The sequence below is a fragment of the Streptomyces sp. NPDC059832 genome, from assembly GCF_042731715.1.
Classification (GTDB): domain Bacteria; phylum Actinomycetota; class Actinomycetes; order Streptomycetales; family Streptomycetaceae; genus Streptomyces.
On the sequence record NZ_JBHWIY010000036.1, the window covers coordinates 46,070 to 70,351 of the forward strand.

The window sequence follows — 24,282 nt, forward strand, 5'->3', positions numbered from 1 at the left end:
GTCCTCCCACTCGTTGTCGGTGGGGGTTCGGTACTCCTCCGCGGGGCGCAGGGCTCGCCGTTGGTGCCGCCGGACAGATGCGGCATCCGGCGTTAGCTGGAGGTAGAAGTCGAGATCGCGCCGGGGGCGACCGCCGCGGACGGCTAATCGGCCACAACGACCCGGACTACCAGGAGCGAGTCGTCAAATTCAACGAGCTGATTGCTAACTGTGCGATCTACTCCACCGCGCTGGACATTACCGATGCCGCTAACGCCCTCGCCGCCGAGGGCCATCTCGTGGACCCCGACGACCTGGCCACCGTCAGCCCGCTGATCACGCGCACGATACGCCGCTTCGGCGACTGGCACTTGGACCTCACGCCGCCCAAGGACGTCGTCGCCACCAGGTTGGACCTGGCCCCCGGAGCGCTGTTTCCCACCGCGCCGGTGTGAAGCCGCGATCGACCGAAGGCCCATGGTCGGCCCGGGACGCCCCCGAGCTATCCCGGCCTCAGCGCACCGTGATAACCAGCTTGCCTGTGGTGCGGCCCGTCTCCCCCAAAACGTGGGCCCGGGCACCTTCGGCGAGGGGGAAGGCGCCGGAGACGTGGGGGCGGAGACTTCCCCGGTCGACGAGCTCGGCTACGGCGCGCATTCCGGCCTGGTCGTGCTCGACGAGCAGGATGACGGCGCGGACTTGCGCCTTCTCCGCTTTGGCCTGGGTGTCCTTGTCGCCCGGCAGGAGGGAAACCAGGACACCGCCGGGCCGGAGCACGCTCACGGAACGGGTGGCGGTCTCGCCGCCGAGGGCGTCAAGGACGACGTCGTAGCGCTCATCGGTGTTGGTGAAGTCCTCAGAGCGGTGGTCGATACAGACATCCGCGCCGAGCTCGCGCAGGAAGTCATGCTTGGGTGCGCTCGCCGTCCCGGTGACGTGCGCGCCGCGCTCCTTGGCGATCTGTATGGCGAGATGACCGACCCCTCCGGCCGCAGCGTGGATCAAGACCCGCTGGCCAGCCCGGAGGTCTGCGGTCTCGACGAGGGCCTGCCAGGCGGTGAGCGCGCCCAGCGGCAGAGCGGCCGCCTGGACGTGGTCTATGCCGGCGGGCTTGGCGGCGAAGGCGCGGGCAGGGCCGGTCACATACTCGGCATGAGAACCGGCCCCGTGCGGGTAGGGCAGCATGCCGAACACCTCGTCACCGGGCCGGAAGAGGGTGACGCCGAAGCCGGTCTCCACCACGGTGCCGGAGACGTCCCAACCCAGGGTCAGCGGCGGGGGCGGCAAGAAAATACTCAGGGCGCGGTGCTTGAAGTCCGTGGGGTTGAGTCCGGCCGCGTGCACGGCGACGAGGATCTGCCCAGGCCCGGGCGCGGGCCGCGGAAGCTCGGTCAGCTGCAGGACCTCGGGGCCGCCGAGGGCCGTCTGGTGCAGGGCGAGCATCAAGGGGGTGCCCTCCGGGGCGGCAGGATTCGAGGAGTCCGTGGCGGCCGCCGGGTCAGGGGAGTTGAGGTTTTCAAGTGTCTCCGTTGAAGTCATGCCTCGATCCTGGCCGTACGGTCCGGCCCAGGGCGATGGCAAGAAGGTCAGCCTTCGATACATTCTTGCCATGCCCATCAACCCTGCTGCCCGCCGTGCTCCCGGTGGCAGTACTCCCAGCGTCCACCCCGCCTCAGCCGCGCCCTCCCGGGACAGGGACCTCGCCGGCCGTGCGGCAGAGCTGGAGCTCTTGATGCGCCCGGAACCGCGGCCCGGCGCCCACAAGGTGGTCGTCCTTGTTCTCGACGGGATCTACCCCTTCGAACTCGGCATACCTCACCGGGTCCTGGGCTCCGCCAATGGCCGCTACCAGGTGCTGTCCGCGAGCGTGGACGGGCAGCCCGTGCGTACCGACTCGGACCTGACCGTCACCCCCGCACACGGTCCCGAAGTGCTGGCCGAGGCGGACACCGTGATCATCCCTCCGTACGCGATCACCCAGGCCTCGGCCGCCGCTGCGGACTCGCGGGCCCTCGATGCCCTGTCCCGCGTCCGCCCCGGTACCCGTCTGGTGTCCATCTGCACGGGCGCCTTCCTGCTGGCTGCCGCCGGTCTCCTGGATGGGCGCCGGGCTACCACCCACTGGGCACTCACCGACCACTTCCGGGAACTGTTTCCCCGGGTCGAGCTTGACGCCGGCGTGCTCTTCGTCGACCACGGTGATGTACTGACCTCAGCGGGGGCGGCGAGCGGTGTCGACGTCTGCCTGCACCTGGTACGCCAGGACCACGGCAGCGAGGTTGCCAACCAGGTCGCCCGTTACTGCGTCGTGCCGCCGTACCGGGACGGCGGGCAGGCACAGTACATCGAGCGGCCGCTGCCGCCGGCGAGCGGAACCGGCACCGGGCCGACCCGCGACTGGGCCCTGCAGCGGCTGGAACTGCCGCTGTCGCTGGACGAGCTGGCCGCGCACGCGACAATGAGCACCCGTACCTTCGCCCGGCGCTTCCAGGAAGAGACCGGTCTGAGTCCCGGCCGCTGGCTGACCCAGCAGCGGCTGCGGCGGGCACGGCACCTGCTGGAGTCCAGCGACCTGCCGGTGGAACGAGTCGCCCACGAGGTCGGCTTCGCCACCGCCACCTCGCTGCGGCGGCACCTGGCAGCGGAGGCCGGGGTCGCACCGTCGGCGTACCGGCGTACTTTCCGTGCCCCGGGTCCGACCGCGGGCGATGTGGCCCCTGTTCTCCAATAGGCACGCCCATGCCCATCGGTCGACCCCAAACCGGCTCAGAAGCCCGTCAGAAGATCACTTCCAGACCACGTCGGCGGATCGAGGCTAAGACTTGTCCGGCCGATCGCTGGAAGAGCTGAGCCTGTGACCTTGACGTGTGGGGCCACCTTCGGCCGATCATGGCTCCATGACTCGCGCTCTCTCGACGCTGCCCGTCATTTCCTCCGGCTCGCTCGCCAGGTCCCCTCAGCCTGTGCTCACGGCCTTCGGTGGTCTGCTGCTGCGCCCCTGGGAAGGAGGCGACGCGCCAGGGTTCCTCTCCGCTTATCGTGACGACGAGATCCGTCGCTGGCACACGCGACGGCCCTTGACCGAGACGCAGGTCCAGGAGTGGTTCGACGCCTACCGGCAGGACTGGCAACGAGAAACGGGCGGCCACTGGGCGGTCACCCGGGACAGCGGTGAGGTGCTCGGCCGGATCGCCCTGCGCGGCTTGGACTTCGACGACGGCACCGCCAACGTCGCGTACTGGGTGCTCCCGGCGGCCCGAGGCGCCGGCGTGGCCTCCGGTGCCCTCGCCACGCTCACCGCCTGGGCCCTGCACGAGATTGGCTTCCACCGCCTGGAGCTGGACCACTCGACACGCAACGCGGCATCCTGCAGGGTCGCCATAAAAGCTGGCTACCTCCTGGAAGGCACCAAGCGCAGTGCCGCCGTGCATGAAGACGGCCGACACGACATGCACCTGCACGCCCGCGTGCTGGGCGATGAGCCTGACGGGCTATGACATGCGGAGTCAGCCGACGGCCGAGGCGGCGGTCAGGGTGCCGAGATTGACGAATCCACGCTTGCCGTAGCGAGTGGCCACAGCCCGGAACTTGTGGCCAGGTGATCGGCCGGACAAGTCCTCTAGGCGCAATACCGGTGTTTTAGGACTTCGCTCGTGGGGTTGGGGCTGTTCTGGTGGGCTCGGCGAGGGCGACGACGGGGGTGTCCGGGCGGGGTCGGTTGTTGTGTTCGGTGCGCTTGAGCGGCCAGTTGGACATTTTGCGTTTGATCACTCGCGGGTTGGACCGTAACCGTCTTGGTGCCAGGAGACGTTCGGTGATCTCACGCAGGGTCTGCGTCAGTGCCCGGGCGAGCCGGGAGGGGGGAAAATCCCGCCTGGCCGGTGGTCTGCCGGCGGACGACGCGCAAGGTGCGGGTGAAGGACATCCGGTCCGGGTCCTCTCTCTGCAGCTGGGCCGCCTGGTGCATGAGGTCGCGCAACGCGTGGTGCACGAGGAGGAACGCGAAGATCTCCAGCTCGACCCCGGCCGGATGCTGGGAGCGCAGGACGAAGCGGGGCCACCCAGGTGAGTCTTGATCTCATCGAGGGTGGTCTCGATCTCCCAGCGCTCGGCGTAGAGTGCGGCCAGTTCTGTGGCCGGCGCGGTGGCCGGGTCCAGGAGCGTGGTGACCAGACGGTAGACGGTGCCCTCTCCGGGAGGGCCCAGGATGTATTCGATGACGCGGACCGTTGCCGGGTCGGCTCGCCGGTTCTTGTCCCGGGCGGCAACGATCTGCGACAGGTACGAGCCATCGGACAACGCGGTCACCACAGGAAGGACCGCGTTGCTCCTGACCCGCCACAACAGGTCCGCGCCGGTCGCCGCGGCGGCCCCCGCCACAGGTCGAAGCCGAGGAAGCCCCGATCCGCCAGGAGCAGCATTCCTCTGGTCAGCGAGGGGAACAGGCGCCGGGACAGGACCGTCTCATGCACCGCCAGTGGCGCGGCCTCGGCGGCAAACACGGCATGGGTACCACACTCGACCAGAGCCACGGTCCTGGCCTGCGGATACGCGCTCCTGCCTTGACCACGTCCCGTTCCCGGCCGCCCGAAGAAGGTGGCGTTCGCCTCCGTATCGGGAAGGTCGAATGTCGTCCCGTCCACCGCCACCAGCCGCAGACCCCGAAACCAGGCGCCCTGCGTCTCCCGGACCGCCACCGGCTGGCAGACCCGGGCGAACAACGCTTTCAACGGTTCCGCCCCCAGCCGGAGCCGGGCCCGTCCGATCGCTCCGCTGGTGGGCACCCGCCACGTCTTCGACCACCGGCGTTCCTGCTCCAGGCCCTGCGTGAGAAGCCGTCCGACCTCCTCATATCCCTGCCCCGAGAACAGACATCATTGGGCGGCGCCGACTACGGCCTGGCCGAGGCAGTCGGCGAAGGGTACCTGCCCGGCCCGCGCCTGCTGTTCGGGGGGAAGGCAATCTCTCAGACCGGTGGACACGCCGACATGCGCCACCGCGGCCGGACCGTGGCCGACGAGCACCCCCACTGCCCGGCCGTCGGCGTGGTGTGCGACGGTGTGGACCAGATCCGAAAGACCGTCCGTGATCAGCTGCGTACCGGTGCGCACCACACCAAGCTCATGTTGTCCGGTGGGGTCGCGTCCCCGACCGACAGGGTGGACTCCACCCAACTGTCGCTCGACGAGATCCGGGCCGCAGTCGAGGAAGCGAAGGCAGCCAACCGGTATGTCGCGGGCCATGCCTACACCGCACGCGCCATCAACCGCGCACTGCGACTCGGCGTGCGCAGCATCGAGCACGGCAACCTGCTCGACGAGACCAGCATCGAGCTGTTCAAGCAGCACAAGGCCTTCTACGTGCCGACCCTGGTCACCTACCGGACACTGGCCGCCGAAGGACCACGGCACGGCCTGCCGACCGACAGTCATCGCAAGGTCTCCCACGTACTGGAATACGGCTTGCGGGCCCTGGAGTTGGCCCACCGCGGGGGCGTCGAGATCGTCTTCGGCACAGACCTGCTCGGCGGCATGCACGTGCACCAGGCCGAGGAATTCACGATCCGTGCCGAAGTCCAACCCCCCCCATCGACATCATTCGCTCCGCCACCTGCGTGGCCGCACGACTCGTCGGCCTGGAAGGCCTCATCGGCGAAATCACGCCCGGCGCCTACGCCGACATCCTGATGGTGGAAGGCGATCCGCTGGAGAATGTCACCGTACTCGCCCGACCGAACAAGCATCTGAGGCTAGCGATGAAGGCCGGCCAGGTCATGTACCGGTCAACGCTCGATCTTGTTGGTGGTCCGTAGGGTTTCGGGTCCTCAGTCGGGGCGCAGTGCCCCTGAGCCACCTCAACAGAGTGCGGCCCGCCGAACCGGGCCATTCCACTTCACAGATGTGCCGCTGACAGGCTTCTTCATGCGAGTCCGTTTCCAGGTTCTGCTTGTGATCCCGTATTCGCGGGCGTCGACCGGTTCCGGGAATCGGGGGTGGCGCCTACGCGGGCGAGTCCGGTGAAACGGCGTCCAGGTTCCGAACAGGGTCAGGGCGGCCGATCCGACCGCCGCCACCGAGGTGTGGTTGTCGGGTTGGCAGCGGTACTGCGGCTCGTGTTCCTGTGCGAGGGCGCGGCCTTCACCTTCACCTGCTGGCGCGCGGTCGGCTGGCCGCGTGAGGTACCATCAACGGCATACCGCATCGCATGGCGGCCTCCTTCTTCGCAGCAAATCCCGTTCGGAGTCCTCCATGCCTGCTCTCATCGTGCGCCCCTTTCATCGTGACGATCGCGACCAGTTGACCGAGCTCGTCAACGCTCATGTCGCCGCCGTCGTACCCGGCGTGTCCGTGTCCGTCAATACCGTTCTGGGGCAACTCACCCGGCGGCCCGACGAGTTCGTCACCGATCCGTGGGTGGCGGAACGGGTCACCCTGGTCGCCGAGCAGCGCGGGGCCGTGGTCGCCGCCTCGCATCTGCTGCGCTACCGCGGCGACGCCGAGGTCGGCCCGGACCATCGCGGCGCGGGCGAGATCACATGGTTCGTCCACCGCCCGCCCGCGTCGTTCCGGCCCGACTCCGAGACGGCGGCGGATCAGCTCATGGCCGCGTGCCTGGCCCGGCTGGCGCGTTGGGACGTGCGGGTCCGCTACGCCGACGGAACCCTGCCCGCGCCCGGGGTCTACGGCCTGCCCGACGCGTGGCCGCACGTGCGGGCAGCCTACGAGCGGGCCGGCTTCCGGCACACCGGCCACACCGAGGTGGTGTTGCTCGCCGAGGTCGCCGACCTGCCGTCGCCGCCCGCCGAGCCATCGACGCCCGGACTGGCCCTGCGGCGCACACTCGGCGAGTGCGGAACCCGGCTGACGGCCCACGTCGACGGCCGCGTCCTCGGCTTCGTTGAGGTGGACACCGCCCTCGACCGGCCCGAACGGCTCGCCCGCAACGGGGGATTGGCCGACTTCGGCGATCTCGTCGTCGAGCCGGACCACCGCGCCGACGGGTTGGAGGACTGGCTCCTGGCCCAGGCCGCCCAGTGGCTCCGCCTGGCCGGGGTCGATCGAGTGCTCGCCTACGAGTCGGCCGACGACACGGACGCGATCGGGCGACTGACCGCCGCAGGCTTTCGCGAACTGACCCGTACCGACCGAGGGTGGGAGCACCGGCAGGGGTGACGCAGCAAGAATCCGGACGGGGGCGACCCCGTCCGGATCCGCCGACCGGTAGCGCGCACGAAACCCCGGACTTGCCGCGGGTGGTGTCAGGGGGTGAGCGCGTACTTGGTGAACCGTCCCGAGGTGGCGAACCCCAGGCGGCGGTAGACGGGTTCGCCGTCCTCGGACGCCTGGAGGACGGCGGTGCGGTGGCCCGCGTCGCGCGCCATGTGCAGCGTGGCCAGGGTGATGGCGCCCGCCGAAGCGGGCTGTGCCCGGCGAAGGCGTGCGCGGTGCCCCGGACGAGCCGTCCGGGGCACCGCGCGTCGAGTTTCACTTTCTCGCCCCGTCGTGACCGACACCGCCGGGCTGGGCAAACTGTGGATCTCTGTCGCCCTGGTGCTCTTCGGTCTCGGTTCCTTCGTCGGGGTCACCGCCGCTGGACGCTCGTCCGACCAGCACCCGGAGGGCCCAGTGCGGGTTCAACTGGGGAGGGCGTCACAGGGGCGGACTGGGCAATCAGCTGTCTTCTGCCACCCGGAAGGCCAGACAGACGACGAGGGTGTGATCATCGACCGGGGTGCCCGCACGGTCCAGAAGCGCCGGTGCACATCGCACCAGGCCTCAAGAGACGCGTCTCATGGGAGACGGTGAACCCGCGGGCCAGAAGCAGCTCCTCGACTTCGCGGAAGGAGAGCGGGAAGCGGTGGTACAGCCACACGGTGTGGGAGATGACCTCCGCCGGGAACCGGAACCCCTTGTACGACGGCCCGTCCCCGGCGCCCTCCACCACCAGCTCCTCCCGAACGATCAACAAACCCGGCCACCATCCCAGCCCGGAGACCACTCACTCAACTTGACAGTGCCCTGCCGATCGCCTTCGCCCTGACCGGGGCCAAGGCCGACGAGCGCGAGACCCTACTGGACCCGCTCGCCCGCCGAGCCGGACCTCGTCGCCGACCGGCCCGGACAGACGCTGATCGGCGACAAGAACTACTTCGGCCGCGAGTTCGAACATCAACTGGCCGAGCAGAGTATTCGACGGCTGCGGCCGGCCCGCAAAGGCGAGCCGGAACGACCCGGCGCACCGCTGTTCAAGCCATTGCGGCAGGTCATCGAGTCGGTCAACGAAACCTTCAAGGGCCAGCTCGACCTCGAACAGCACCAAGGGCGCACACCAGGCGGTGTCACCGCCCGCGTCATACAGCGAATCCTCGCGCTGACCACCGCGATCTGGCACAACGACCACACCGGCCAGCCATCCTGCGCTCACTGACCGCCTACGATCACTGACCTTTTGTAGGTCGTGCCGTCAGCGGGCGAGCGAGCGGAGGAGGCGGACGTACGGGGACCAGCGGGATGGTTGGGACACCGTGCCGGTGCAGGCTGCCTCGGCGCGGTCCAAGGCGTCCTCCAGGCAGGCGTCGTGCATCCAGCGGAAGGCCAGCGGCCAACTCAGACGCGCCGGGCCGCCGGTCCGCATCGCGAGGGTGTGCCTGAGCACCGTACGCTCCCCGTCGAGCGGCAGCACCGCGAACTCGTGGAAGCCGTCGAAACCTCGCGGCCCACTGAAGGCGAACCGCACCCAGGTGCCCGGCACATACGCGGCGACCGTATAGCGGACCGGTCCATGGCCGCCCACCGCGCCGACCGCCAGCGGGCGGTCGAACTCCACCGCAGGCCACTTCGGGTGCGGCCACAGCCGGTCCGGCCAGTCGGCCGTCCCGCCGGACAGGCTGTCGATGAGCGCGCCCACCTCACTCGCCTCGGCGGCCAGCACGCGTTCGTGCACGTTGTAGACGGGCATGGGTCTTCCCCCAGAAGTAAATTAGAGAGGTCTCTCTAGTTGTTCTGGAGGTTACCCTCTGATTCATGGCTCGCCCACCCCGTTTCGACACCGGCCAGATCCTCGACGCGGCGGTCCTCCTCGCCGCCTCCGGCGGCCCAGCCGACGTGACCATGACCGCCGTCGCCCAGGCGGTCGGCGCGCCGAGCGGGTCCGTGTACCACCGTTTCCCCGGCCGGGCGGCCCTGCTCGCCGAGGTGTGGCTGCGTAGTGTCGAGCGCTTCCAGGACGGGTACTTCGCTGCGCTCGGCAGCGACCCCGACCCCCGGCTTGCCGCCCGTGCCGCCGCCCGGCACGTCGTCTCCTGGAGTCGCGCCCACCCGCAGGAGGCCTCGCTCCTCTTGTACGGACCCGAGGAGTTCGGCCGCGCCGACTGGTCCGAGGAACACAAGGAACGCGCGGACCTGGGCAACCAGCGCGTGTTCGGCTCCCTCGCCACACTCGCCGAAGCCCTCGGCGCGGCTGGCCCCCAGGACCGTGACCGCGTCACCCTGGCCCTGATCGACCTGCCACTGTCCGTGATCCGCCAACATCTGCGCGCCGGCCGCCCGCTGCCGCCGTACGCCGAGGACCTCGTCGAGCAATCCACGGCGACGCTACTGGCCCACGCCGACACCTGGTAGCGGTCCGGGGCGAAGAGGTGGAGGTTCGCCGCGATCCAGTCCGAGGTGCGGGTCAGGCCCCCCGGAGGGAGAGCTCGGGCTTCCAGCCCGCCCACCCGGCGCACCGCTGATCAAGCCATTGCGGCAGGTCATCGAGTCGGTCAACGAAACCTTCAAGGGCCAGCTCGACCTCGAACAGCACCAAGGGCGCACACCAGGCGGTGTCACCGCCCGCGTCATACAGCGAATCCTCGCGCTGACCACCGCGATCTGGCACAACGACCACACCGGCCAGCACTCTGACCGCCTACGATAACTGACCCCTTGGAATAGATCATCTAGCTGCAATACCGGTGTTTTAGGACTTCGCTCGTGGGGTTGGGGCTGTTCTGGTGGGCTCGGCGAGGGCGACGACGGGGGTGTCCGGGCGGGGTCGGTTGTTGTGTTTGCGTTCGCGCCGTCCGGTCCCCGGCTGGCTTTGTTCACGAGAACGGGTTCTGGCACACATTCCGTGATGCCGCACCGCCTGTACTCGTGCTCGCGCCGGGTCAACCTGCTGACCTGCCGTTTCCGCTCACTTACCGAGCCGATGCAGCGATCGGCCGGCCGTCATCACAGAAGTTGTGCCAGAACCCGAGAAAGGAAGTCGTCTGTTGACGGCTTCGGGAGTCACCGCGTGGGCCGGTTCCTTGATCAATGTCGATGAGTTCGGGGAGTCACTCACGGCCCGGCGGGTGGTTTGTGCGACATCTCGTAAGTAGTTGAGGTGCAGGCAATCCTGGCGAGATTAATCTTGGTCGGAACGACTGGCCGAGGAAACTCGGCCGGGCGTTCCGGATGAACGGCTACGACACCGCGGTCAGAGCTCGCCGCGGCGTGCGAGCTGCTTCACCGCGTTCTCACGGATGATCTCGTTCTCGGCGTCACGCAACCCCTCGAGGGCTGCCCCGGGCCTCCGCACCGGGAATGGCGCCGAGCGCCCAGATCGCCTTCACCGCGAGCGCCCGGTTCTCATCCCAGTCCAGGTGCTCGGGAACCCAGCGAGTCGCCAAGACCAGCGTCGGCACCGTCCTGGGCGAGCGGAGCTTGCCCAGCATGGACACGATGTCCTCGTGGCGCCTGTGCCAGTCGGCACGGGACAGCTCGATCAACGGCTCCAGGAACTCCTCGCCCGAGGCGCCGGCGGCGGCCTTGACAATCAACGCCATCGCGACGTCGTCGGCGTCCCGGCGCTCCATGGCATCCCGGAGCAGCCGGAGCGCCAGGGCCCCACCGTCGGACTCGCCGAAGTGGGCGAGCACCTCGTCGAGCGTGCGCGTCCGGCCTTTACCTGGTACGAACACCAGGCCCATGACCAGATCCTGTTCCTCAGGGGTCATCGCCTGAGCACCTCCCATGCGTTGAACGCCCCAGGTCTTGGGTGGACCCTAAGGGCTGTCCCGTAATCCCTGGCGGGCGTGCGACGACAGCTACGGCACCTCGCCGCGTTGTCGGAACGCCCGAATACATCCAGTATTCGGGCGTCCCTCCGCCTTGCGATGCACCGCATCTGACGCCGCACGCTGATCCACCAGGGATTACGGGACAGCCCTTAGCAAGATCATTCTCAGAGGGTGCCTCCCGAACTCGGTTCTGGCTCAGCTTCTGTGGTGGGGCCACGCTGGGTGACAAGGGGATGGACATCGGGAAATTGCTGGCCAAGCAGCGGAAGCCCGAGGTCTGGGAGGCCCTGACGGACGGACAGCGCGAGCGTCTGGAGGTCCTCCGCCGCAGGAAGCTGCGCAAGAAGCGATTGAAGAGCAGCACCGCGAGCAGGGTCAGCCCCGCGAGGCCCAGATTGGCGAGCGAACCTTAGTCCGGCGCATGGGAGTTGCCGCCCTGTGCCCACGGCACGGCATGGGCTGGGCTCTACCGAAAGACAGAGTGCTGGATCGGTCCTGAGGCCCACGCCCGCGCGCCCGTGGCGACCAATACTGGATGGCGTGCCCCTCATCAGCCGTTTCCGTCGTTCCGCCCGCCCCGTGCCGGACACCCCAGCGCGTCCGGGAGGGGCTTGCCGGGACATCGTGGAGACGGCCGGTGTGGCCCTCGCCGCCTTGTGTCTGTTCGTGGTCGCCCAGCGGCTGTGGAATCTGCCGCACCCCGTTTTCCAGCTGTGCGTGGTTGCGGTCGCCGTGGTGCTCTTCCCGTTGCGGCGGCGCTGGCCCGAGGCCGTGCTCCTGGTCCTCGCCGTGCTTGCCGGGGCGGCGACCGTTGTCGGCCCGGTGATGGCGGCCACCGCGTACACAGTGGCGCTCGACACGGTTCTGCCGCGCCACCGGGTCCGGCTGCTGGGCGGCGCGAGCCTACTGATCATTGCATCCGGGACCGCGACCGGCCCCTCGTGCGGCCCCGGCTCGGCCGTTTACGGCCTGGAGCTCGGGTTGGTTCTGGCGGTGACCGCCGTGGTCGTTCCCGGCTTGGTCGGTACGGTGTATGGGCAGCAGGCCCGTTTGCTGCAGGCGCTGCGCGATCGCGGCGACGCGGCCGAGCGGGCCCGCCGGTTCGCCGACAGGGAGGCCCGTACCCACGAGCGGTCCCGGATCGCTGCCGAGATGCATGACCTGGTGGGCCACCGGCTCAGTCTCATCTCGCTGCACGCCGGCGGTCTGGAACTCGCCCTTGACCAGGCCGCGCCGGAGCTGCGCGAGGAGGCCGTCCTGGTACGGCGGGCCACCCGGGAGGCGATGCGCGAACTGCGGCAGGCGCTCGGGGTCCTCGGGCCGCTCGGTCGGGACACCGGCCCGGACGCGCTCACCGACGCCACCGGTACCCGGGCTGACGTCGAGGCGCTGGTCGCGGAGTCCCGCGACGGCGGAATCGCCGTGCGGCTGGAATGGAGCGGCCCCGACCTCGACGCATGCCCGGTGCGGGTGCGGCGCGCGGTGCACCGGGTGGTGCGGGAGACCCTGACGAACGTGCACCGGTACGCATCGGCCGCCCATGTCACCGTACGGGTCGAGCAGGGCGACCGGACCGTGCGGGTGACGGTCCGCAACGGTGCGTCCCCCGCTTCGGCCGGCACACCGTCCGAGACCGGGACGGGGCGCGGCCTGACGGGCCTGCGCGAGCGGGTCGAACTGCTCGGCGGCACCATTGAGGCCGGCACGCTGACGCCCGGCGGGTTCCAGGTGGTCGCAGACATCCCGACGCAACCGGACGACGCGGTCGTCTGGAAACCGTCCGGGGGCGGCGCGGAGGCTTCCCCATCGGCCGCGACCGACGCCGCGGCGGCGCTGTCGCGTGAGCCGCGGACGGCCGGGGCGCTGACGCTCGCCCTCGGGGCGGCGGCGCTGTGGGTGCTGATGACGCTCGCGATCGCCCTGGTGTACGGCCAGCCCAGGCATGCGGCCCGGCCTGTGGAGCCGCGTCTGGGTATGACGTACCAGGAGTTGAAGGGGGTCTTTGACAGCCCGGCCATGCGCGCTGCGGCCACCGGGCACGAACCGCCGCGGCCCGCCGGCACGGTGGGCTGCGTCTACCCGCTCGAAGGCCCTGGCCCCCGGTCCGGCTCCTTCGGCGTCACCCGCTACTGCTTCAACGCTTCACAACGTCTCATCTCCATCGACCGTTTCACCGTTCCGTCCGTACGGGACACCCCGCCCTGGGAGACCCCATGACCGAGCCCACCCGGCCGATCCGTGTCCTGCTCGCCGACGACGAGGCAATGATCCGGCACGGGGTGCGGTTGATCCTGCGGCACGCCGACGGCATCGACGTGGTCGCCGAAGCCGCTGACGGGCACCGGGCGGTGGAGGAGGCCGCCGCGCACCACCCGGATGTGGCGCTGGTGGACATCCGGATGCCCGGGTGCGACGGGCTGGCCGCGATCCGGCCGCTGCTCGCGCTCGATCCGGCGCCGCGCGTGGTGATGCTGACGACTTTCGGTGACGAGGCGAACGTGCTGCGGGCGCTGCGGGACGGAGCCTCGGGGTTCTTGCTGAAGGACGAGGGGCCGCAGGAGCTGATCAGTGCGGTCCGGGCGGCGGCGGCCGGTGACGCGGTGCTTTCCCCCGGGGTCACCGGAGCGGTGATTGCCCGGATGCTGTGCGGCGGCATCTCGGACGCCGACGGCGTGGCCCTGCAGGACGAGCGGATCGCCCGGCTGACCGTGCGTGAGCGGGAGGTGCTGGCGATGCTGGGTGAGGGGTTGTCGAACCAGGGCATCGCGGAGCGGCTGGTCATCGGCATCGGCACGGTGAAGACGCATGTGAGCGCGATCCTGGAGAAGACCGGATCGACGAGCCGGGTGCAGGCGGCCCTCCTGGCGCATCGCGCCGGCCTGCGCCCCTGACCCCGGACCATTCCGCGTACCCGCATGGCCCACGTGAGGGACTCATTCGGTGGGCCAGGTGCGCCGTCCACGTCCCCGGAGCCCCGGCCGTGCCGCCCGTCGTAGGTCCGGCCAACACCGCGGGTCCGGCCAAAGGCAGAGATGAGTCGGTGAAGGTCTGTCGAAGGGCAGGGACAGGCAGCTCGTCTCTGCCCTTCGATGGACCGCAACTACCGCCTCTGGGGCGATGTTTGTGCAGGTGAGAGCTTTGAGGATGGGAATGCCCCTCTGGCCTGCGGGATGCTCGCGGGCCGTCGTTCCCCAGGCGGAGTCCTCATGTCACAGATGTTCGTTTCCCCCGGTGCCCTTGACACCGAACCGGCCGCCCGTGCCACGGGCCTGACCAAGGTGTACGGGAAGGGCGAGACTCAGGTCACCGCGTTGGACTCGGTGTCCGTGGAGTTCGCGCGGGCACGGTTCACCGCGGTCATGGGTCCGTCGGGATCCGGCAAGTCGACGCTGATGCACTGCATGGCGGGCCTTGACCCGGTCACCTCGGGTTCCGCCCGGATCGGCGGTGTCGAACTTGCGCGCCTGAATGACCGTCAGCTCACCGAACTGCGTCGGGAGAAGATCGGCTTCGTCTTCCAGGGCTTCAACCTGCTGCCCACCTTGACCGCGCTGGAGAACATGACGCTGCCGCTGCGCCTCGCCGGCCAGCAGCCCGACGCCGAGTGGCTGGCTGTCGTCGTCGCCACCGTGGGGCTGGCCGGGCGCCTCGCGCACCGTCCGGCCCAGCTCTCCGGCGGCCAGCAGCAGCGCGTTGCCGTCGCCCGCGCCCTGGTGTCCCATCCGGAGATCGTGTTCGCCGATGAGCCGACCGGCAATCTCGACTCCCGTTCCGGCGCGGAGGTGCTGGGTTTCCTGCGCGATTCGGTGCGGGAACTGGGCCAGACCGTGGTGATGGTGACCCACGACCCGGTCGCCGCCGCGCACGCCGACCGCGTGGTCTTCCTCGCCGACGGCCGGCTTGTGGACGAGTTGCACACCCCGACCGCCGACGCCGTGCTCGACCGGATGCTCGCGTTCGAGTCCCAGGGCCGCCGCACCCGCTGACCGCCCTCACCAGCCCGCCGTTTCCCTCCCATACTTTCGAAAGCCCGCCATGCTGCGAACAGCCCTGCGCAACGTTCTCGCGCACAAGACCCGTCTGGTCATGACCGTGCTCTCGGTCTGTCTCGGTGTCGCGTTCATCTCCGGCTCCCTGGTCTTCGCCGACTCCACCACCGCCGCCTACCGCGCCGCCATGTCCAAGAACTACGCGGACATCGCCGTGAGCGTGAGTCCGAAATCCGCTCCGGGCGCCTCCATCGACGAGCAGTACGGGGCCCTGGACGACGCCCTGGTGCGCAAGCTGTCCGCCGTTGCTGGTGTCGCCTCCGTCCGCCCGATGGCCAACGGGTCGGTCACCCTGGCCGCCAAGGACGGCACACCGATGCGGGCCGACAACATGATGGGCCGTTTCGGCGTCGCCTACGTTCCGGGTTCCGACGGCACAGACAGCCGCTACCCGCTCACGTCGGGCCGCGCCCCTCGCGACAGTGTTGAGGTCGCGCTGGACCGCGGGACCGCGGCGGCCGCCGGCTACTCCCTCGGCGACACCGTGACCCTCGCCACGGACGGACCGGTCCTCAAACTACGCCTGGTGGGCCTGGTGTCCACCAAGGACAGCCGGGTGAACGCCGGCGGCACCCTGGCGGTGTTCGACAAGACCACCGCCCAGAAGCTATTCGCCACCCCGGGGCACTACGACGGGATCGACCTGACCGCCGCACCAGGCACCGACCAGTTCGAGCTGGCCAACCGGGTCAGTGCCGTGCTGCCGGCCGACCGGGCCGAGGCCACCACCGCTATCGCCCAGGCCAATCAGCAGTCCGTCTTCATCGCGGGCAAGACCAAGAGCTACGAACGCCTTCCGATGCTCTTCGCCGTGGTCTCGCTGTCCATCAGCACGTTCCTCATCATCAACACCTTCACCATGCTCGTGACACGCCGTACCCGCGAGATCGCGCTGCTTCGGGCGATCGGCGCCACCCGCCACCAGGTGGTCCACTCGGTCCTCGCCGAGGCGGCCCTGGTCGGTCTCGCCACGTCCGTGCTCGGCTTCGTGCTGGGCCTGGGCGTGGCCACGGTACTGCCGAACGTGCTGGACACTTCCGGCGACCTGCTGCCCAGCGGGCCGCTGGTGATCGGCCCGGCCGCGATCCTCGCCTCGCTCGTCGTAGGCGTCGGCGTCACCGTGCTCGCCGCCTGGCTGCCGTCGCGGCGCGCGGCGCGGATCGCTCCCATCGAGGCGATGCGCACGGCCGACCAGCCGCCGTCCGCCATGGTCTCCCGCGTCCGCAGCGCGGTCGGCCTGGCCATGGTCGTTCTGGGCGCGGGCCTGCTGTTCTCGCTGAGCGACGCGACGAGTGCCGACGACGACAACCTCCAGACCGCGATGTTCGGATGCGGCATCCTCGTGACCGGTCTGATCGTGCTGGCCCCGCTGCTCGCCGGTCCGGTAATCCGCCTGATCGGCCGGCTCACCACCGGCTTCGGCGTCGTGGGCGACCTCGCCCGTGAGAACACCCTGCGCGATCCGCGCCGCACCGCCGCCACCGCCGTTGCCCTGATGATCAGTACGGCGCTGGTCTCCGGTCTCGCGGTCATCAACCATTCCACGAACCAGGCCCTGGATGTCCAGGCCGCCGCCGGACTGAGCGCCGACTACGTCATCAGCACCCGCAACACCACCACCGCCATCGACTCAGCCGCGGCCAAGCGGGTCGCCGACGTGCCCGGGGTGCGGACCGTCTCCGCCGTGGCGGACTCCACCATCTCCGCTGGCCCCCTCACCAAGACGATCTCCGGGGTCGACCCGAAGACCGTCGACGACGTGATGAAGCTCCACTTCCTCAGCGGCGCCGCCAAGGACCTCGGCCCCGGCAAGGTCGCCGTCTCCCACAGCTTCGCCCTCGACCACAACATCACCACCGGCGAGCAGATCAAGGCGAACATCGGCCCCGGAACCGGCGACCACGACGAGCCCCACACCGTTGTGGGCGTCTACCAGGACAACCCCACCGCCCACGACGTCCTCGGCTACCGCGCCGACGTGCAGAAGTACGCCTTTCTGCGCGATTCCGTGCAGCGCATCCTGGTACGCACCACCGACGGCACGGTCTCCAACGACCTGGAGAAGCGCCTGCGCGCCGCCGTGAGCGACAGCCCGCTGCTCAAGGTCCAAAACCGCGCCCAGCTCGTCCAGGAGCAGGCCGGCGTCGCCGGCGACCTGCTGACCCTGGTGTTCGCGCTGCTCGCCATCGGCGTACTGATCTCCGCGCTCGGCCTGGTCAACACTCTTGCCATGTCAGTCTCGGAGCGAACCCGTGAGATCGGCGTCCTGCGCGCCATCGGCATGGACCGCGCCGGAATCCGACGCATGATCCGCCTGGAAGCCATCTACGTCGCCGCCTTCGGCACCCTGCTCGGGCTGGCCAGCGGACTCTTCGGGGCGTGGAAGGTCAGCGGACTGGCCAACGGCGCGATCCCGCAGTACTCCTTCTCCCTCCCCTGGCCCACCCTCGCCCTCGTGGTCCTGCTCTCCCTCGCCGTCGGCACGGCCGCCGCCGCCCTGCCCGCCCGACGGGCCGGAGCACTCAGCCCGCTCGAAGCGGTCGCGCAAGCGTAGGAAGACGGCTGGCACCGCCACCGCAAACGCGCGGGAGGGGCGACACTCCGTCGCTCCTCCCGCGCTTTTTGACCGAGGTTCCGGTGTGCAGGTGAACATCAACAGCGCGACGAGACGACGGCGGGCCTGGGCACGGCCGCCGAAGATGCAAGGTAGGTCTGCACGACTGAAGGCCCTCCACTCTCCGCAGAGGGGATCAATCATGACCTCGGACCACGACAAGATGTGGCGTCGATGCGCGCACCTGGGCCGTATCCTGCTGCCGCTGGTAGACCAGGAGCCGTGGCGTCAGGCTCGCGGTCACGAGAATCTGCGGGCCTGGGGCATCGACACAGCGGCGGGGGGACGGCTGATCGAGATCTTCGCAGCCCTGGCTGCCCATGCTGTAGCGGTGGACGCTTCCGCACCCGCAGCAGAATCCAGCTACAACAACGCCCTGGCCGAGAGCTTCTGGCAGGGACTGAAGCGAGAAACGATGCACCGGAGAGTGTTCGTGACGATGTCTCAGGCAAGGCTCGAGATATTCCGGTGGCTCACCCACTACAACTCCCGACGCCGACACAGCGCGCTCTCCTACCTCTCCCCGATGGAGTTCGAACAGCACCACCACAAGACAGCTAAACTCTCACTCGCAGCATGAACCCCTGTGTCCACACTCCGGGGGTCACCTCAGACCGCGTACACGCCCGGACCGGGTCCGCGCCGATAAGGCGTACGCCTCCCGCAAGAACCGTGCCCACCTGCGGCGTCGCGGCATCCGCTGCACCATCCCGGACAAGGTCGACCACGTCCGCAACCGCAAGAAGCTCGGCTCGCGCGGCGGTCGCCCGCCGAAGTTCGACAAGATCGACTATCGCGAGCGCCACGCGGTCGAATGCGGCATCAACCGCCTCAAGAGGAACCGAGCCGTCGCCACGAGATACGACAAACTCGCGGTCCGCTATGAAGCAACAGTGCTGGTCGCGGCCATCAACGAATGGATATGACTGGCCCCACCACGCTCCCAGTCGCTAACCTCGGCCCTCATGAACCAGCGGCAGCGAAAGAAGCTCTCCCGGCGCCTCTTCAACGCAATTCCGCTGGGTGACACCGCTGTCGTGAAGGCGGTACTGCGGGCTGAGGCCGACCCGGAGCAAGCCGACAGCGAAGGCACCACCCCTCTGTACGCCGCATCCGTGAACGGAGAAGCCGAGATCGCCCGCCTGCTTCTGGCTGCCGGCGCCTCCCCTGACACCGAGAGCAGCGGAATCGGCGCAGAGGGCACTCCGTTGTGTGCAGCCGCATGCTGGGGGCACACCGAGACAGTGCGCGAGCTGTTGGCGCATGGTGCCGATCCGAATGTGCAGGAAGATCACGGCACAGGCTGGTCCCCCTTGGACTGGGCGAATAATGGCCCCCACCCCGCAACTGTCGCTCTCCTCACCACGGCGGGCGCCACCACCAGCGGGCGAACGACATAGCAGCGACGTTCGTCATCACGAATCCCATTAGGCAGTGTTCCTGGTTTGGATCATGGCGTGAGGTCCGGCGTCCGGGTAACTCGGCCGAGCTGGTAGAACGCCTGCGTGGCGCGTGCTGAACTCACCGATGATGAATGGGAGTTGGTCGAGCCGTTCGTGCCGATAGGCGGGTTCGGCCCATACCCCGAGCGGCTGCGGCCGCGGTTCGAAGGCGTGATCTGGCGGTTCCGCACCGGCAGCCCCTGGCGGGACATGCCGACCGAGTACGGTGCCTGGCAGACCGTCTACCACCGGTTTCTGCAGTGACGGGACGCCGGCGTCTTCGAACAACTGATGGACGAGATGATCAGCGAGGCGGCACGACGGGGACAGGTAGACCTGTCGCTGGTCAGCGTGGACTCCACAGTGGCACGCGCCCACCAGGCGTTGCATCGCGAGCTCATCGGTCTCGCTCGATCGCCTGGACGCAGCGGGCCAGCAGTGCGCGGAGAATGTCTTGTTCCTCGGCGGTGAACTCATCAGCAAGGTGGCGTTCGATGCGCACTGCCTCGGTATCGGCGGCAGTAAGGGCATGCTGACCGGCCTCGGTGAGCCGGGTCTCGAGGACCCTCCGGTGCCAGGGGTGTGCCGTCCGCTCGATAAGCCCGCGTACCTGCAGGGTCTTGAGCACCCCGGTCATGGCCTGCGGGGTGACCAGGCAGTCGCGGGCCAGCGCGGCAGCGGAGATCCCGGGGTGCTGGGCGAGGGGCAACAGAGCGGCGTACTGGGCGACGGTGAGGTCGGCCGTGCGCACGGCGCTGCTCTTGGCGGCCATCAGCGAGCCACCCTCGACCTGGCAGCCGAGTCGGCGCCCCACCAGGTCACCGTCAACGCACTGCACCCAGCCCACCTGATGGACACCTCCATGGTCCGGCAGAGCGGCTTCACCCCCGCCGCAAGCTTCGACGACGGTGCTCAGCCGACGCTACGTCTCATCGCTGACCCAAACCTGGAGAACACGACAGGACAGTACTTCGATCGGTACGACGACCAGCCCGCACACCCACAGGCATACGATGCGCAGGCCCGCGCACGGCTGGCAGCACTCACCACGAACCTGACCGCACCGTTCCTTGCATGAGTGCTTCTGCGCCGCGCAGGCCCGAGCCTCAACGAGACGCGAGCCACTACCCAACCTCGGCGATCAAAACAACCCGCCGGATCCGGTGCTGGTGGCCAATGTGCGGTGGCTGGCGGGGTACCGGCACCCCCACAGTGCCCCGGCCCAGCCGCCGAGACGCAAGGCTTCGTGAACTGTACGGTCCACGCCATGAAGATACTGCTGCAGTACGGACCGGAACACGGCCGAACTATCACTAGCGATCGGGCCCACTCCACGGACGACCAGGTATACGTCCGCGAGGACCGCTACATCTATGTACTCACTGACAAGGAGGACGACCGGGGGCGGCGAATTGCAACTGTCAGCCTCGACTGAGCCGCCTGAGTCTCCCCCGGACTTCTGCACTCCCCACGGGGCGAGGGGCGTTCCTTCCCGAACGCAGGGAGGAACGGAACGACCCCTCTGTGCGAAGTGTGTGGCTGGTCGCCGCGGCAGCATTCGCACCGCCCGTGCCGGTTTTCCCGACCGCCCGACGCCTCGATCCTGTGAGTACGCTCCTGGTCACCAGGAGGACGGGGGTGAGGTGCGGGTGACCACCATAGGAAGCTGTCCATTCGTGATCGCCTGCCGTGGCAGTGACAGCCCGAAGTGCTCGCCGACGGCCTTCAGCGCTCGACGCTTCTCTTCGACGCTCGGCAACTCCTCGTCCCTGCCGAGCAGTGCGTCGATGAAGTCTTCCGGCGGGATGGCTCCGGCGGCCTCCAGCGCCGGGCGCAGCAGGTCGGGCTGGGCTCCGGCGGGTTCGTAGCCGAAGCCTGGCTCGAAGTGCAGCTGTACCTCGCCGTCGGCGAGATACCTGAAGAAGGAGGGCGGGTCGTCTGGTCGTGGGTCGAGGATCAGAATCTCGGCGCCGAGGGACACGGCCGGGTCCAAGGACCAGCCTTCGCTGCCCACGCACTCCACGATGAATGACCAGTCGCCGCTTTGGCCGATGCGGCCCACGCAGTAGATCTGCGCGAGGTCGACCATGCGGTGCGCTTCCTGGATGGTGAGGGCGGGTCCCACCTCGACAGGCTCGTGGTCGGCCATGCGCTCGGCCAGTTGCTGGGGGCTGAGGCCGCGGGCGCAAGTGATGTACAAGTCGGTGGCGCTCGGGCTTACGCCGTGCCAGGCGTCGGCGACCCATGCGAGATTGTCGGTCATTGGAGATTTCTCCCTTTGTGCACAACGTGGGGCTGGTGGGGCACAGCGAGAGCCGGTACTGTGCCCCACCAGCGTTCAGTAGCCTGTTACGGCTTGGGTGCGTTCTCTCGATTTCGTGTCAGTACGCGACCTGCGCCTATACAGCCCGGTGACAGTACCGACACCCCCGATCTCTCATCTCATGACAGTGGCAGCACGTCCGGCGAGCCCGACGTATGACTCACTGACCAGTACATCCAGGCAACACACGGGGAACCCGCCACTGTCACACCATTCACTGACACGAAACCGAGAGATCGCACCTACCGGACCACCGACACGGGATGAGCTTCCACCGTCGGTGTGACACAAGTTTTTGACGGTTGATGATCTGAAGTCATCCAGGTGAGGGCGAATCATCCTGCTTCGGCCCCGATCGCGCGAGGGTGCCCGGGGCCGGAACTTGAACGGTGGCTTCGGTCGTGGCTTGTGAGCCGTTCAGCTCTGGGGCATTCAGCGGCCGATGTCGTTCAGCTCGGCCAAGTCCCCATGAGAGAGGGAGAGTCCCGCGCCGACGATGTTCTCGCGCAGGTGTGCCGTCGATGACGTGCCGGGGATGAGCAGGATGTTCGGTGAGCGCTGCAGCAGCCAGGCCAGTGCGACGGACATCGGTGTCGCCTCCGATCGAGCGGCGACCGCCGAGAGCGCCGAGGACTGGAGCGGGGTGAAGCCCCCGAGGGGGAAGAAGGGCACGTACGCGACGCCGTCGGTGGCGAGTCGGTCGATGAGCTTGTCGTCGTGGCGGTGGGCGAGGTTGTACATGTTCTGCACGCACACGATCGGCGCGATGCTCTGTGCCTCGGTGACCTGCTCCTCGGTGGCGTTGCTGACCCCGAGGTGTCGGATCAGGCCCTGCTGCTGGAGTTCGACGAGCGTCTCGAAGGCCTCGGCGAGTGAGCCGGGCTGGGGGCCTTCGGCGTTGCCGAGTCGGAGGTTGACCAGGTCGAGTACGTCGAGCCGGAGGGACTTGAGGTTGTCGTGGATCTGGCGGCGCAGATCTTCGGGCCGCCGGGCCGTAGGCCAGCCACCCTGTTCGTCGCGGGTCGCGCCCACCTTGGTCACGATGTGCAGCGACTCGGGATAGGGGTGCAGTGCCTCGCGGATCAACTCGTTGGTGACGCGTGGCCCGTAGGCGTCGCTGGTGTCGATGTGGGTGATACCGACGTCGACCGCTTCACGCAGAACGGCCAGGGCACCCTCGCGATCGGCGGGCGGCCCCATAACCCACGGGCCGGCCAGTTGCATGGCGCCGTAACCGAACCGGGTGACGGTCAGGTCACCCAGAGCCCAGGTGCCGCCGGGAAGCGAGAGGGAGGGCGTGCTCATCTTGTTGCCTTTCGTCGTGCACTTGGGGGTGGCGCCTGCTGCCTCCCTGCATCAGCATTGGAGAGAAACTTCCTGTCGGGAAGTAGGCACTTTGGAGTGCGTAACCCACCCATTGGTGAGAGGTGCGATCAGTGACGACGATCAAGGCGGCCCAGAAGAGGGCTCAGGCCAAGGTGGAGTACAACGCGTTCCTGGCAGGGTGCCCCAGCCGGCAGCTGCTCGACCGAATCTCGGACAAGTGGGTCGTCCTGATCTTGTGTGCGTTGGGCGGCGACAACAGCCCTCGCCAGCCCGGTGCAGCACACGCAGACGCTCCGAAGGCGATGCGTTACTCCGAGATCTCTCGTCTTCTGGCTGGGGTCAGCCAGAAGATGTTGACCCAGACGCTACGCTCGTTGGAGCGCGATGGTCTGCTCATCCGTACCGTGACGCCAACCGTCCCTGTCACCGTCTCCTACGAGCTGACCGACCTCGGCCTCTCGCTCCACCACATGACGCGCGGGCTCAGAAACTGGGCGCAGACGCACATGGCCGAGGTCCTCGCAAACCGCGAGAACTACGACTCTCGCACGTCCTGACGCCTCACATCCAACCGTTCAACAGCACTACATTCATCGGCGCTACACCCTCAACTGCGAAGAGCCCGGTTGATCGTCAGCGAGAGGCGCCCCCGGGCCCCTTGAGGGGGCGTCGGGGGCTGTAGGGTCGCAGCTTTGATGTCAGATGCCGATGCTGTGACCTGGGGATGTGCTCGCTGTCTCAGGTCGTGTCGTTCAGCTGCAGTCTCAGGAACGTGTCATTTCCTCAGATCAGAGATCGATGAGCATGAGGACTTCGTCGCGATCGTCGCCGGACCCGAAGCGGAGGGCTCCTGGCCAGCGCCCGATCTCTTTCCAGCCGAGGCTTCCGTAGAAGGTCTCCAGCCCCTCTCCAGCACGTGCAGCCAGGTGCAGTTGCTCAAGGGCCATATCCTCACGCGCGATGCGATGAGCTTCCTTGACCAAGGCGCTGCCGATCCCCTGCCCACGTCTGCTGGTGTGGGTTTGAACGTGATGCAGCGTCCCCCAGTGGGCGATGAGGGCGTAGGTATCGCGGCGAATGTTGAGCCAGCCCACCAGTTCGTCATCGTCGAGGGCCATCAAGAGGCGGCTGGTTCGGGGGGCGAGGCTTTCGAGGATGGTCTCAAGGGCCGGGGCGACATCCCGTTCGTCGATGGGAGGGAACGGGAAGCCAGCAGCGCCGCCGACGTTGGAGACATCGATCCAGCAGGTGATGAGGGCCTGGCGCCGGTCCTGGCCGATGTCCTGCGCGGTGGTCGCCTGTGCTAAGCGGAGCGAGTCGGAATGCATGCAGGGAGGATCCCAGCAACCACTGACTTCGATGTACCGCCTTCCTGACAGTGAGCCACCTGTAAATGCACCGCTCCACGTCAGCCACCGAGACGCAAAGCACCACCTCGTGTCAGCAGCCAGCCGTCGCCATAAGCCAGAGACCTGCAAGAAGACGCCCACCTGATCAACCGTCACTGC

General features: G+C 68.4%; 26 protein-coding genes and 8 pseudogenes. 23 read left to right on the top strand and 11 right to left on the bottom strand.

From position 1 onward, the window contains the following. Positions 1–77: 77 nt before the first annotated feature. On the top strand, positions 78–434 hold the full coding sequence (locus tag ACFV8T_RS37930; protein ID WP_385336411.1) for a Tn3 family transposase: 357 nt from the start codon (positions 78–80) through the stop codon (positions 432–434). Between the two features lie 58 nt (positions 435–492). Here ACFV8T_RS37930 and ACFV8T_RS37935 read toward each other — a convergent pair whose 3' ends face one another. After that, entirely contained in the window at positions 493–1,518 is a 1,026-nt protein-coding gene (locus tag ACFV8T_RS37935) for an NADP-dependent oxidoreductase (protein WP_385336413.1), read from the bottom strand. Between the two features lie 193 nt (positions 1,519–1,711). Between ACFV8T_RS37935 and ACFV8T_RS37940 the strand changes: the two genes are divergently transcribed. The 3 genes from ACFV8T_RS37940 to ACFV8T_RS37950 all read left to right on the top strand — a co-directional run bounded on the left by ACFV8T_RS37940 (position 1,712) and on the right by ACFV8T_RS37950 (position 4,048). Further along, positions 1,712–2,710, top strand: a complete 999-nt coding sequence (locus ACFV8T_RS37940; RefSeq protein ID WP_385336415.1) for a GlxA family transcriptional regulator — start codon at positions 1,712–1,714, stop codon at positions 2,708–2,710. Between the two features lie 166 nt (positions 2,711–2,876). Beyond that, the gene (locus tag ACFV8T_RS37945) at positions 2,877–3,476 is read left to right on the top strand and encodes a GNAT family N-acetyltransferase (RefSeq protein ID WP_385336417.1); all 600 of its coding nucleotides are present in this window, start codon (positions 2,877–2,879) and stop codon (positions 3,474–3,476) included. Between the two features lie 317 nt (positions 3,477–3,793). Next, positions 3,794–4,048, top strand: coding sequence for a hypothetical protein (locus tag ACFV8T_RS37950; RefSeq protein ID WP_385336465.1), 255 nt, complete (start codon positions 3,794–3,796; stop codon positions 4,046–4,048). 35 nt (positions 4,049–4,083) lie between these two features. Here the strand turns inward: ACFV8T_RS37950 and ACFV8T_RS37955 are convergent. Together ACFV8T_RS37955 and ACFV8T_RS37960 are read right to left on the bottom strand one after the other, a co-directional pair. Continuing rightward, positions 4,084–4,359: pseudogene (locus ACFV8T_RS37955) on the bottom strand (IS4 family transposase); the annotation flags it as partial. After that, positions 4,284–4,850, bottom strand: coding sequence for a transposase domain-containing protein (locus ACFV8T_RS37960; RefSeq protein WP_385336461.1), 567 nt, complete (start codon positions 4,848–4,850; stop codon positions 4,284–4,286). The pseudogene ACFV8T_RS37955 and the gene ACFV8T_RS37960, both read right to left, overlap by 76 nt. Before the next feature lie 6 nt (positions 4,851–4,856). Here ACFV8T_RS37960 and ACFV8T_RS37965 point away from each other — a divergent pair, with 6 nt between their 5' ends. The 3 genes from ACFV8T_RS37965 (at position 4,857) to ACFV8T_RS37975 (ending at position 7,151) form a co-directional block, all read left to right on the top strand. Further along, positions 4,857–5,666 (top strand): amidohydrolase family protein, encoded by an 810-nt coding sequence (locus tag ACFV8T_RS37965; protein WP_385336419.1) that lies wholly within the window; start codon positions 4,857–4,859, stop codon positions 5,664–5,666. Then, positions 5,594–5,791, top strand: a complete 198-nt coding sequence (locus tag ACFV8T_RS37970; RefSeq protein ID WP_385336421.1) for a hypothetical protein — start codon at positions 5,594–5,596, stop codon at positions 5,789–5,791. Before ACFV8T_RS37965 ends, ACFV8T_RS37970 begins: the two co-directional genes overlap by 73 nt. A 436-nt stretch (positions 5,792–6,227) precedes the next feature. Further along, the gene (locus ACFV8T_RS37975; protein WP_385336423.1) at positions 6,228–7,151 is read left to right on the top strand and encodes a GNAT family N-acetyltransferase; all 924 of its coding nucleotides are present in this window, start codon (positions 6,228–6,230) and stop codon (positions 7,149–7,151) included. An 86-nt stretch (positions 7,152–7,237) separates the two neighbouring features. Here the strand turns inward: ACFV8T_RS37975 and ACFV8T_RS37980 are convergent. Beyond that, positions 7,238–7,387 (bottom strand): annotated as a pseudogene (locus tag ACFV8T_RS37980) (GNAT family N-acetyltransferase); the annotation flags it as partial. Positions 7,388–7,475: 88 nt separating this feature from the next. On the opposite strand from ACFV8T_RS37980, the pseudogene ACFV8T_RS37985 reads away from it, so the two are divergent. Continuing rightward, positions 7,476–7,595 (top strand): annotated as a pseudogene (locus tag ACFV8T_RS37985) (Cmx/CmrA family chloramphenicol efflux MFS transporter); the annotation flags it as partial. Between the two features lie 169 nt (positions 7,596–7,764). Here ACFV8T_RS37985 and ACFV8T_RS37990 read toward each other — a convergent pair. Continuing rightward, positions 7,765–7,863, bottom strand: a pseudogene (locus ACFV8T_RS37990) (IS6 family transposase); the annotation flags it as partial. Positions 7,864–7,997: 134 nt separating this feature from the next. Here ACFV8T_RS37990 and ACFV8T_RS37995 point away from each other — a divergent pair. Beyond that, positions 7,998–8,423 (top strand): annotated as a pseudogene (locus ACFV8T_RS37995) (transposase); the annotation flags it as partial. 19 nt (positions 8,424–8,442) lie between these two features. On the opposite strand, the gene ACFV8T_RS38000 reads toward ACFV8T_RS37995, so the two are convergent. Continuing rightward, entirely contained in the window at positions 8,443–8,937 is a 495-nt protein-coding gene (locus ACFV8T_RS38000; protein ID WP_376427769.1) for an SRPBCC family protein, read from the bottom strand. A gap of 65 nt (positions 8,938–9,002) precedes the next feature. On the opposite strand from ACFV8T_RS38000, the gene ACFV8T_RS38005 reads away from it, so the two are divergent. Together ACFV8T_RS38005 and ACFV8T_RS38010 are read left to right on the top strand one after the other, a co-directional pair. After that, the gene (locus ACFV8T_RS38005) at positions 9,003–9,599 is read left to right on the top strand and encodes a TetR/AcrR family transcriptional regulator (protein ID WP_385336425.1); all 597 of its coding nucleotides are present in this window, start codon (positions 9,003–9,005) and stop codon (positions 9,597–9,599) included. A 94-nt stretch (positions 9,600–9,693) separates the two neighbouring features. After that, a pseudogene (locus ACFV8T_RS38010) lies at positions 9,694–9,894 on the top strand (IS982 family transposase); the annotation flags it as partial. A gap of 607 nt (positions 9,895–10,501) precedes the next feature. Here ACFV8T_RS38010 and ACFV8T_RS38015 read toward each other — a convergent pair. Then, a complete protein-coding gene (locus ACFV8T_RS38015) occupies positions 10,502–10,957 on the bottom strand; it encodes a hypothetical protein (protein ID WP_385336427.1) in 456 nt (151 codons plus the stop codon). Positions 10,958–11,253: 296 nt separating this feature from the next. On the opposite strand from ACFV8T_RS38015, the gene ACFV8T_RS38020 reads away from it, so the two are divergent. From ACFV8T_RS38020 to ACFV8T_RS38060, 9 genes and pseudogenes are all read left to right on the top strand, one after another. After that, positions 11,254–11,433, top strand: a complete 180-nt coding sequence (locus ACFV8T_RS38020; RefSeq protein WP_385336429.1) for a hypothetical protein — start codon at positions 11,254–11,256, stop codon at positions 11,431–11,433. A 211-nt stretch (positions 11,434–11,644) separates the two neighbouring features. Further along, complete coding sequence (locus tag ACFV8T_RS38025; protein WP_385336431.1) at positions 11,645–13,237, top strand: sensor histidine kinase; 1,593 nt, start codon at positions 11,645–11,647, stop codon at positions 13,235–13,237. Next, positions 13,234–13,911 (top strand): response regulator, encoded by a 678-nt coding sequence (locus ACFV8T_RS38030; RefSeq protein ID WP_385336433.1) that lies wholly within the window; start codon positions 13,234–13,236, stop codon positions 13,909–13,911. Before ACFV8T_RS38025 ends, ACFV8T_RS38030 begins: the two co-directional genes overlap by 4 nt. Positions 13,912–14,226: 315 nt before the next feature. Continuing rightward, complete coding sequence (locus ACFV8T_RS38035; RefSeq protein ID WP_385336435.1) at positions 14,227–15,006, top strand: ABC transporter ATP-binding protein; 780 nt, start codon at positions 14,227–14,229, stop codon at positions 15,004–15,006. A gap of 49 nt (positions 15,007–15,055) precedes the next feature. Further along, entirely contained in the window at positions 15,056–17,623 is a 2,568-nt protein-coding gene (locus ACFV8T_RS38040) for an ABC transporter permease (RefSeq protein ID WP_385336437.1), read from the top strand. A gap of 418 nt (positions 17,624–18,041) precedes the next feature. Then, positions 18,042–18,263: pseudogene (locus ACFV8T_RS38045) on the top strand (integrase core domain-containing protein); the annotation flags it as partial. Between the two features lie 4 nt (positions 18,264–18,267). Beyond that, positions 18,268–18,609: a transposase gene (locus tag ACFV8T_RS38050; protein WP_385336463.1), complete on the top strand. Its 342-nt coding sequence runs from the start codon at positions 18,268–18,270 to the stop codon at positions 18,607–18,609. A 39-nt stretch (positions 18,610–18,648) separates the two neighbouring features. Beyond that, positions 18,649–19,083 (top strand): ankyrin repeat domain-containing protein, encoded by a 435-nt coding sequence (locus tag ACFV8T_RS38055; protein WP_385336439.1) that lies wholly within the window; start codon positions 18,649–18,651, stop codon positions 19,081–19,083. Positions 19,084–19,239: 156 nt separating this feature from the next. Continuing rightward, a pseudogene (locus ACFV8T_RS38060) lies at positions 19,240–19,381 on the top strand (transposase); the annotation flags it as partial. Between the two features lie 141 nt (positions 19,382–19,522). Here ACFV8T_RS38060 and ACFV8T_RS38065 read toward each other — a convergent pair. Further along, complete coding sequence (locus ACFV8T_RS38065) at positions 19,523–19,963, bottom strand: MarR family winged helix-turn-helix transcriptional regulator (RefSeq protein ID WP_385336441.1); 441 nt, start codon at positions 19,961–19,963, stop codon at positions 19,523–19,525. 12 nt (positions 19,964–19,975) lie between these two features. Here ACFV8T_RS38065 and ACFV8T_RS38070 point away from each other — a divergent pair, with 12 nt between their 5' ends. After that, entirely contained in the window at positions 19,976–20,203 is a 228-nt protein-coding gene (locus ACFV8T_RS38070) for a hypothetical protein (RefSeq protein WP_385336443.1), read from the top strand. 189 nt (positions 20,204–20,392) lie between these two features. Next, positions 20,393–20,560, top strand: a complete 168-nt coding sequence (locus ACFV8T_RS38075; protein WP_383081856.1) for a hypothetical protein — start codon at positions 20,393–20,395, stop codon at positions 20,558–20,560. A gap of 186 nt (positions 20,561–20,746) precedes the next feature. On the opposite strand, the gene ACFV8T_RS38080 is transcribed toward ACFV8T_RS38075, so the two are convergent. Further along, positions 20,747–21,388, bottom strand: a complete 642-nt coding sequence (locus ACFV8T_RS38080; RefSeq protein ID WP_385336445.1) for a DUF6461 domain-containing protein — start codon at positions 21,386–21,388, stop codon at positions 20,747–20,749. Between the two features lie 492 nt (positions 21,389–21,880). Beyond that, a complete protein-coding gene (locus tag ACFV8T_RS38085; protein WP_385336447.1) occupies positions 21,881–22,753 on the bottom strand; it encodes an aldo/keto reductase family oxidoreductase in 873 nt (290 codons plus the stop codon). 131 nt (positions 22,754–22,884) lie between these two features. Here ACFV8T_RS38085 and ACFV8T_RS38090 point away from each other — a divergent pair, with 131 nt between their 5' ends. Further along, positions 22,885–23,331, top strand: coding sequence for a winged helix-turn-helix transcriptional regulator (locus tag ACFV8T_RS38090; protein ID WP_385336449.1), 447 nt, complete (start codon positions 22,885–22,887; stop codon positions 23,329–23,331). 231 nt (positions 23,332–23,562) lie between these two features. Here the strand turns inward: ACFV8T_RS38090 and ACFV8T_RS38095 are convergent, their stop codons facing one another. Continuing rightward, positions 23,563–24,102 (bottom strand): GNAT family N-acetyltransferase, encoded by a 540-nt coding sequence (locus ACFV8T_RS38095; protein ID WP_383065394.1) that lies wholly within the window; start codon positions 24,100–24,102, stop codon positions 23,563–23,565. Positions 24,103–24,282: the final 180 nt, after the last annotated feature.